A 7307-nucleotide genomic window follows, 5' to 3' on the forward strand; every position below is an offset into this window, starting at 1 on the left:
TGACTTTCCAAGAATCGATCACATACGATCACGGCACCAAAACGCAATTATATGACGCGTGCCAACCGGTTGCGCGAAACATTGCGAAGTCGAGATGAGGGTGTGATGAGCGCGAGCTACGAGGATCGTGACGGCAAGATCTGGATGGACGGTGAGCTGGTGGACTGGCGCGACGCCAGGGTCCACGTGCTGACGCACGCGCTGCACTACGCGAGCGCCGTGTTCGAGGGCGAGCGCTGCTACAACGGCAAGATCTTCAAGGGTCACGAACATTCCGAGCGGCTGCTGAAGTCCGGCGAGCTGATCGAGATGGAGATCCCCTACACCGCCGACCAGATCGACGCGGCCAAGCGCGCGGTGCTGGACGCGAACGGGTTCACCAACGCCTATCTGCGCGTGCTCGCGTTCCGTGGCGCCGGTCCCGACATGGGCGTGGCGGCCAGCCGCAACCCGGTCCGCGTGGCGGTCTGCGCCTGGGAATGGGGCAGCTACTACGGCGACGCCAAGTGGCAGGGCGCGAAGCTCGACATCGCCCGGTGGAAGCGCCCGAGCCCCGAGACGATCCCGTCGGAGGCGAAGGCCGCGGGTCTCTACATGATCTGCACCATGTCCAAGCACGCAGCCGAGAAGAAGGGCTGTTCGGACGCGCTGTTCATGGACTTCCGCGGCTACGTGGCCGAAGCCACCGGCGCGAACGTGTTCTTCGTCAAGGACGGCGAGATCCACACCCCCATCGCCGACGTGTTCCTGAACGGCCTGACCCGCCAGACCATCATCAAGATGTGCCGCGACCAGGGCCTGACGGTCCACGAGCGCCACATCCTTCCCGAGGAGGTCGCCGACTTCCAGGAATGCTTCCTCACCGGATCCGCCGCCGAGGTGACCCCGGTCGCGCAGATCGGCGACGACTGGCATTTCCAGGTCGGCCCGACCACCCGCAAGATCGCCGAGGACTACGACGCCCTCGTGCGCGCCTGATCGGGGCGAGGTCCGGGCCAAGTCCGGGCCTGATCCGGGCCTGATCCGGCCGTGACCCCCGGCATCGCCCACGTTCCGCTGGTCGGGGGCGACCACCAAGGGGGCACGATCGCCTGGCTTGGCCGCGCGCCGGGCTCGGGGACCGCGAGGGGCCGGAGCGTCGCGGGCGCTGGCGCGCGAGCGGCGCCGCGCTAGCTGTCGAGATTGGAAACCAGACCGGCCGGCGCGTCTTCCTGTTCCCCGAACCCGACGCCATCTCCGCTGACCTGTCGCGCTTGCGGGCGGATGACCGTCGACCATGGCGCCGCCACGATATCCGACCTTCGCGGCAGTCCTTCGGACCGGATCGGGCGGCCGCGCCGAACACCGCGCGCATGTGGCCCGCGCGTGGTTGCGTTTCCCCGCGCGCCGCCTATCTGATCGGGCATGACCGAGCTCACCGTTTCCGTCCTGCCCCGGATCGACGCCATTCCAGCCGGGGACTGGGACGGCTGCGGCGACGGCGGCGATCCCTTCACCACCCACCGCTTCCTGCTGGCGCTGGAACAGTCCGGCTCGGTCGGGGGACGGACGGGCTGGCACCCGTCGCATCTCGTCGCGCGGGTGGATGGCGCGGTGGCGGGCGTGTCGCCGGTCTATCTCAAGACCCACAGCCAGGGCGAATACATCTTCGACCACGCCTGGGCCGACGCATGGGCCCGCGCCGGCGGTCAGTATTACCCCAAGCTGCAATGCGCGGTCCCCTTCACGCCGGCGACCGGCCCGCGCCTGATCGCGCGCGATCCCGCCGTGCAGGCCGCGCTGCTGGCGGCGATGGCGCAGGTCGCGGGCCAGGCGGAGCTTTCGTCGGCGCACGTCACCTTCTGCACGCAGGCAGAGCGGGACCTGGGCGAGGCGCAGGGCTGGCTCGGCCGCACGACCACGCAGTATCACTGGGAAAACCGCGGCTACGGCAGCTTCGAGGATTTCCTGGGCGACCTCAGCAGCCGCAAGCGCAAGGCGATCCGCAAGGAACGCGAGCGCGCGAACGCCTTCGGCGGTACCATCCGCAGCCTGACGGGGGACGAGCTGCGCCCCGGGCACTGGGACGCCTTCTGGCGGTTTTACCAGGACACCGGCAGCCGCAAGTGGGGCCGCCCCTACCTGACGCGCGACTTCTTCGACCGGCTGCACGAGACGATGCGCGACGACGTGCTGCTGGTCCTCGCCGAGCGCGAGGGCCGCCCGGTCGCGGGGGCGCTGAACCTGATCGGGCGCGACATCCTCTTCGGCCGCTACTGGGGCTGCGTCGAGGATCACCCCTACCTGCATTTCGAGCTGTGCTACCACCGCGCCATCGACTGGGCGATCGCGCACGGGCTTTCCCGCGTCGAGGCGGGGGCGCAGGGCGAACACAAGCTCGCCCGCGGCTACCTGCCGAGCCAGATCCACTCGCTCCACTGGGTCGCCGACGCGGGCTTCCGCCGCGCGCTCGCCGACCACCTGGAACAGGAAGGGCAGGCGGTCGGCGACGACATGGCCGAGACGGCGGCGTTCGGCCCCTTCAAGCGCGGCTGACCATCCGGTTCCCTGCGATTTGCCTACACTTGTCGGCGTTTCGCGGGCCGCGGGCGGGGCTGCGGAAAGCCCCTGTTAAACCCCCGGTGCCTAGTTTCGACCCATTGCGCGGCAGGTTCTGCGTCCGGCCCGGACGCGGTCCTTCACCCCCGAGGGTTGGACGATGGTCGGTTTTTCTCATGTCGGAACGTACAGGCACCCGCAATCGGTGTTCTCGACCAACCTGACCGCCGTCGAACTGGGGGTCTTCGACGGCGGGCTGGTCCTCTACACGCTGAGCCATCTCGGCGGCGGCCTCGCGCGCTGGGTCCCGGACGCGAGCGGACGGTTCGTCCCGTCCGGCGAGGTGGCGCATCCGCCGCGTTTGCGGCACGTCGCGACCCCCGACATCGTGCTGCTGGAAGGGCCCGGCGGGCGCGCCTCGCTCGTGACGACCGGCATGGTCGGCGGGCCTGCCGCCCGGACGGTGGGGCAGGGGGGCGAGATCGGGGCCCCCGACCTCGGCTTCGGCGCCGGCGGGGACGCGCGGGCCGCAGGCGGCGGACTGCCGCCGGATCTCGCGGGGATCGCGCGCGCGACGACGGCCGCCGGGATCGAGTGTCTCGTCACCGCGCGCCCGGGCGACACCCAGATCAGCGTCTGGCGGGTCGCCGCGGATGGCAGGGTCACGCTGTCGGCGCAGTCCGGCCGCCCCAGCGGGATTGAGGGGGCGCAGGTCGACGCGCTGATCGCCGTCCGCATCAACGACGCAATCGTGATCGTGTCCTCGTCCCTGCGCGGCAACTACGTCGCCACCCACAGCCTTGCCGACAACGGGACGCTGCTGGCGGGCGAGTACATCGGCAGCGCCAGCGGCACCGGCTTCAACCAGCCCCGCGACCTCGTCCATGCCGAGGTGGGCGGGCGCCACTTCATCATCGTCAGCTCGGCGCAAAGCTCGTCCCTCACGGTCGTCAGCCTGTCGGCGGATGGGCGAATGATGCCCATCGACCACGTCATCGACGAGCTGGGAACGCGGTTCCAGGGCGTGACGGCGATGGAAGCGGTCAGCATCGACGGGCGCAGCTTCATCATCGTCGGCGGGGCGGATGACGGGCTCAGCCTGCTCACGCTGACCACCGACGGGCGGCTGCTGCACCTAGCGGCCATCGCCGACGCAGCGCAACTGGCCCTGGCCGACGTGTCCTCGATCTCGGCCGAGGTGGTGAACGGCCGGATCGTCGTCGTGGCCGCGTCCGCGACCGAGCACGCGTTCTCGCAATTCATCGTCGATCCGGGCCCGATCGGGCGCACCGTCGCCGCTGGCAGCGGCAGCTACACCGGCACCGCGGGCGGCGACCTGATCCAGGGCACCGACGAAACGACGGTGATCCGGGGCGGGGCGGGCGGCGACATCCTGATCTCGGGGACGCGGTCGATCGCGCTGTGGGGCGGCGCCGGGGCCGACGTCTTCGTCGCCAGCGATCCCGGCGGACGCATCGCGATCCGCGACTACGACCCGGCCGAGGACCAGCTGGATCTCAGCCTCCTCGGCATGATCCGCAGCACCGCGCAGCTGATCTTCCGGCCGCAGAGCGACGGCATCCGCATCGTCTTCAACGACACGGTGCTGGACATCACCTCCGCCGACGGCCGGACCCTGCTGCCGTGGCAGTTCACCAACGCGATGTTCCCGATCGCGCACTACACGCCGCCGCAGGTCGCCACCCGGATCGTCGGCACGCCCGGCGACGACGCGCTCGTGGCCCCGCATGTGGGCGCGCAGATCGAGGGCGGCGGCGGGCGCGACACGATCATCGGCAGCGTCGCCGTCGACACCCTGTTCGGCGGCGCGGGCAACGACCTGATCGCGGGCGGGCGCGACAGCGACCTTCTTTACGGCAACGACGGCAACGACACGCTGCAGGGCGAGGATGGCGACGACACGATCGCCGGCGGCGCCGGGAACGACCACATCCACGGCCATCGCGGCGCTGACGTGCTCAGCGCCGAGGATGGCGACGACCTCGTGCTGGGGGGGGACGATGCCGACCGGGTCGAGGGGGGGCAGGGCAACGACACCATCTACGGCGAGGCCGGGCACGACACGCTGCTGGGCCAATGGGGCAACGACTGGGTCGCGGGCGGCGATGGCGACGACCTGATCGTGGACCAGGCCGGGTCGAACGCGCTGCTGGGCGGGGCGGGGAACGACACGATCCTGTCCGGGGCGGGCCACGACACGCTGCTGGGCCACGCGGGCGACGACCGCATCTCCGCGGATGCGGGCGACGACAGCGTGACCGGCGGCGCGGGCAACGATTCGATCGCGGGCGGGGCAGGGGCCGACACGTTGCAGGGCGGCGCCGGCGACGACCAGATCGACGGCGGTATCGGGGATGACTGGCTCGTCGGCCACGATGGCGACGACCAGCTGGGCGGATCGGCCGGCAACGACAACCTGCACGGCGGCAAGGGCAACGACCTGCTCGCCGGCGACACGGGCGCCGACACCATGAACGGCGAGGCGGGCGACGACCGGCTGAGCGGGGGCGACGGCAACGACCTCATGATCGGGGGCGCGGGCGCCGACACGCTGGTCGGGGGCGCCGGGGCCGACACGCTGATCGGCGACGGGGGCCGCGACCTGATCCAGGGCGGTGACGGCAACGACGTGATCCTCGACGGCTGGGGCGACGACACCGTCGATGCGGGCGCGGGCAACGACACCATCTACGGCAAGGACGGCGACGACCTGCTGGCCGGGGGGGACGGCGAGGACCGGGTGATCGGCGGTCTGGGCGACGATCACCTGTTCGGTGGGGGCGGTTCCGACTGGCTGAACGGGATGGCGGGCGCGGACCGTCTGGACGGCGGCGCGGGCGACGACACGCTGCACGGCATGCTCGACGACGACACGCTGGTCGGCGGCGACGGCCGCGACATGCTGGTCGGCGGGTATGGCAACGACGTGCTGGTGGGCGGCGGGTCGGGCGGGCTGGACACGCTGGTGGGAGGCCATGGGGCGGACGACTTCGTGCTGGTGCCCGGGCGGCCCGGCGCGGGCACCTTCGCCCGGGTGCAGGACTTCGTTCGCGGCACCGACCGGCTCGGGATCGACGCACCAGGACTGACCGTGGTGGGCAACGGGGGCTTCACCGGCGCGCCGCAGCTGCGGATGACGCGCTATGAGGATGCGGCGGGCGGGGGGATGCTGCTGCTGGCGGATCTCGACGGCGACCGCGCCGCCGACGCCGGGCTGTTCGTGCCCGGCATCCACGACCTGAGCCTGTCGGACCTGCTGGTCTTCCCGCCCGACGATCCGTTCTTCTGACGCCGGCTCAACGCTCCATCAGGTCGCGGTAGTGGCGCAGCAGCAGGAACAGGCCCGTGACCAGCATGACGAGCGACAGCGACGTCACGAGCAGCGGGCTCGCGAAGGTGGCGTCGTAGGTCAGGTACACGCCCTGCCGGGTCATCGCGACGACGTGGACGATCGGGTTGTACCACAGCACGTCGCGGGTTTCGGGCGGCATGGTTTCCCACAGGAAGAAGATGCCCGAGATCATGAACAGCGGCCGCGTGATGATCTGCCAGGTCCTTTCCCAAAGCGGAAACCGTGTCATGAGATAGCAGTTCAGCACCCCCACCGACGCCCCCAGCAGGACGGTGAGGCCCAGACCCTCGGCCAGCCGCGCGATGTCGATGACCAGCGGCATGTCGTAGATCAGGACGATGCTGATCAGCACGATCGCGAACACCACAAGGTGAACGCCCGCGTTCAGCAGAAGCCGCGCGAACAGCACGTCGAAGAACGTGACCGCCGGGTAGGACAGGAACGGCCCCGAGTAGCGCAGCGACACGGCCATCTTGTTGGCGATGTCGTTGAACATCATGAACGGCAGGTAGCCGGTCGCGTAGAACAGCGGGAAGTTGGTGCCGAGCGCCGGGACGGCGAAGAACTGCGAGAACACAAGCGTCAGCAGCCCGATGCCCAGGATCGGGTCCAGCAGCGCCCACAGGTAGCCACCGGCGGAGTTGCCGTAGGTCGTCGAGATTTCCCTGAGCATCAGGGCGCTGACGGACCGCCACGTCTGCACCAGCAGGCCGCCGCCCGGACGCCGGGGGACCAGCCGCAGCCCGGGCCGGCGCAGCACGCGCATCCGCCGCGCGGGCATCGTTGCCGGCAGCGCCGGGACGGGGGCGGAGGGCGGCGCTTGCGGAAGGGATCGCGGCTGAGCTGCGGTATCGGACATGTGAAAGCACCCGCTGGCCTTGTCTTGCGCGTGTATGTAACAAGTGCGCCGGTAAGCACAACGAAAAGGCGTGCAATTGAACCAGAGCTCACAGCAGCCCGCCGAGCCGCGGTCTGCGAACCCTTCCAGCCCGGACAGCCAGCGCCCGGACGTCTCCCACCCGGGCGCGGCGGCAGGCAGGCCGGGACCCGCGGCCGGGCATGCGCCGCAATTCGCGGGGATGCCGCAAGCGCCCGCCGGGGCGCCGCCGCAAGCGGGCGCGCCCGGCGCAGCCGCAGGCCCGGCCACGCCTGCCCAAGCCGCCCCCGCGCACGCCAACCCTGCGCACGCCAACCCTGCACACGCCAACCCTGCTCAGGCGACCCCGCAGGGCACGGGCGGGGCGCCGCAAGCCCAGCCCCAGCCGCAAGCCCCTCAGCAGCCGCTGCTCCAGCAGGTTCCCGACCAGCAGCCTGCGCCCCAGCAGCCTGCGCCGACGCCGGGCCGGCTGACCCCGGCCGATCCCGCGACCGCCGCCGCGGTCGCCGCGGCCCAGGC

4 protein-coding genes are annotated in these 7307 nt (G+C 70.9%); 3 read left to right on the plus strand and 1 reads right to left on the minus strand.

Annotation, left to right across the window (positions count from 1 at the left end; translation table 11 throughout):
* Positions 1-105 precede the first annotated feature (105 nt).
* The 3 genes from ELI80_RS05520 to ELI80_RS05530 all read left to right on the plus strand — a co-directional run bounded on the left by ELI80_RS05520 (position 106) and on the right by ELI80_RS05530 (position 5848).
* A complete protein-coding gene (locus ELI80_RS05520) occupies positions 106-978 on the plus strand; it encodes a branched-chain amino acid aminotransferase (protein WP_136650114.1) in 873 nt (290 codons plus the stop codon).
* Positions 979-1404: 426 nt separating this feature from the next.
* Entirely contained in the window at positions 1405-2535 is a 1131-nt protein-coding gene (locus ELI80_RS05525) for a GNAT family N-acetyltransferase (protein ID WP_136650115.1), read from the plus strand.
* 163 nt (positions 2536-2698) lie between these two features.
* Positions 2699-5848, plus strand: coding sequence for a calcium-binding protein (locus tag ELI80_RS05530; protein WP_136650116.1), 3150 nt, complete (start codon positions 2699-2701; stop codon positions 5846-5848).
* 7 nt (positions 5849-5855) lie between these two features.
* Here the strand turns inward: ELI80_RS05530 and ELI80_RS05535 are convergent, their stop codons facing one another.
* Entirely contained in the window at positions 5856-6671 is an 816-nt protein-coding gene (locus ELI80_RS05535) for an ABC transporter permease (protein WP_236641349.1), read from the minus strand.
* Positions 6672-7307 lie beyond the last annotated feature (636 nt).

It is taken from the genome of Paracoccus aeridis (assembly GCF_004923205.2).
Lineage (GTDB): Bacteria > Pseudomonadota > Alphaproteobacteria > Rhodobacterales > Rhodobacteraceae > Paracoccus > Paracoccus aeridis.

Bases quoted from the DNA above. Each gene is read 5' to 3' on its own strand.
- ELI80_RS05520 (WP_136650114.1), top strand. From the start codon at position 106: ATGAGCGCGAGCTACGAGGATCGTGACGGCAAGATCTGGATGGACGGT.
- ELI80_RS05525 (WP_136650115.1), top strand. From the start codon at position 1,405: ATGACCGAGCTCACCGTTTCCGTCCTGCCCCGGATCGACGCCATTCCA.
- ELI80_RS05530 (WP_136650116.1), top strand. From the start codon at position 2,699: ATGGTCGGTTTTTCTCATGTCGGAACGTACAGGCACCCGCAATCGGTG.